This window comes from Flavobacterium sp. (assembly GCF_003525665.1).
Lineage (GTDB): Bacteria > Bacteroidota > Bacteroidia > Flavobacteriales > Flavobacteriaceae > Flavobacterium.
In genome coordinates, this window is record NZ_DQDX01000059.1 from 4,278 (window position 1) to 5,485 (window position 1,208).

Genomic DNA, 1,208 nt, shown 5'->3' on the forward strand with positions numbered 1-1,208 from the left:
TATTTGAAAATTAATTGGAATTTCTCAAAATGAATAAAGTCATAAAATATATTTTAATCCTAATAATCGCAACAACTTTTAGCGGTTGCGGTCCGTATAATTTCACTGGAACTGGAAAAATTGATGCCAAAACGTTTCAAGTAAATTATTTCCAAAACACTGCAGAGTTAATTGAGCCCGGAATTGAACGAACTTTCACCCTAGAATTACAAGACATCATTCAGAATCAAACCAATTTAAACTTGGTAACTTCTGGAGCAGATTTGATGTACGAAGGCGAAATTGTAGAATACCGAATTACGCCAATGACGGCAACTGCTGATCAACGTGCAGCGCAAAACAGATTAACCGTTGGAGTTATGGTTCGTTTCACAAATAAAAATAAAGAAGCAGACGATTTTAGTAAAAAATTCTCTTTTTTCTTTGATTATGATGGAAACACACAACTTGTTGGAGCACAATTATCAAGCGCTTTAGACGTGATTTTTGAAAGAATTACACAAGACGTTTTTAATGAATCACTTGCAAAATGGTAACAAAATAGTTGGCAGTATTCAGTAACAGTTGGCAGTTATAAACGTAAATTTACAACCGCAATCTGAACACCGAACACTGAACACTGAACAATAATAAACTTGAACTTAACCGACTACACTTATTTAATCAATAAACCCGATGCCATCAACGAGCGTCACAGCACCGAATTGGAAAAAATTATGGAAGAATTTCCGTATTTTCAAAGTGCTCGTGTTTTACGATTAAAGCATTTGTATAATCAGGATAGTTTCAAATATAATTATGCTTTAAAAGTTGCTGCAGCATTCACTACAGATAGAAGTATTTTATTCGATTTTATAACTTCCGATAGTTTTGTAACCGTTCAAAATGGTTTGTACGACCAAAAAATAGCCGAATTACTTGACATCGATGTCATTGGAAGCGAAATTGTTGAAGTTTCAAAACCAATACAAGAAGCAAATTCGGTAGAACAATCTATTCTTTCTTCTATTACGCAAGCCAATCCGCACGATTTAGTTTTCGAAAAGAAATTAGACTTAGGTATTCCATTAGAATTTACTGTAAACGAGAAACACTCTTTTCAAGAATGGCTTCAACTTTCTAGATTAAATCCTATTGAAAGAAAAGAAACCCCATCAGAAGAAATACTTGCCAAAAAGAAAAAACTCGAAATTATCGATAAATTTATT

The 1,208-nt window shown here is 33.1% G+C and carries 2 protein-coding genes; both read left to right on the forward strand.

The genetic code is table 11. From position 1 onward, the window contains the following. Positions 1-29 precede the first annotated feature (29 nt). Positions 30-536: an LptE family protein gene (gene lptE / locus DIU01_RS04150; protein WP_290831985.1), complete on the forward strand. Its 507-nt coding sequence runs from the start codon at positions 30-32 to the stop codon at positions 534-536. Between the two features lie 99 nt (positions 537-635). Further along, on the forward strand, positions 636-1,208 hold a 573-nt coding region (locus DIU01_RS04155; protein ID WP_290831986.1), incomplete at its 3' end, for a hypothetical protein.

Bases quoted from the DNA above. Each gene is read 5' to 3' on its own strand.
- lptE (WP_290831985.1), top strand. From the start codon at position 30: ATGAATAAAGTCATAAAATATATTTTAATCCTAATAATCGCAACAACT.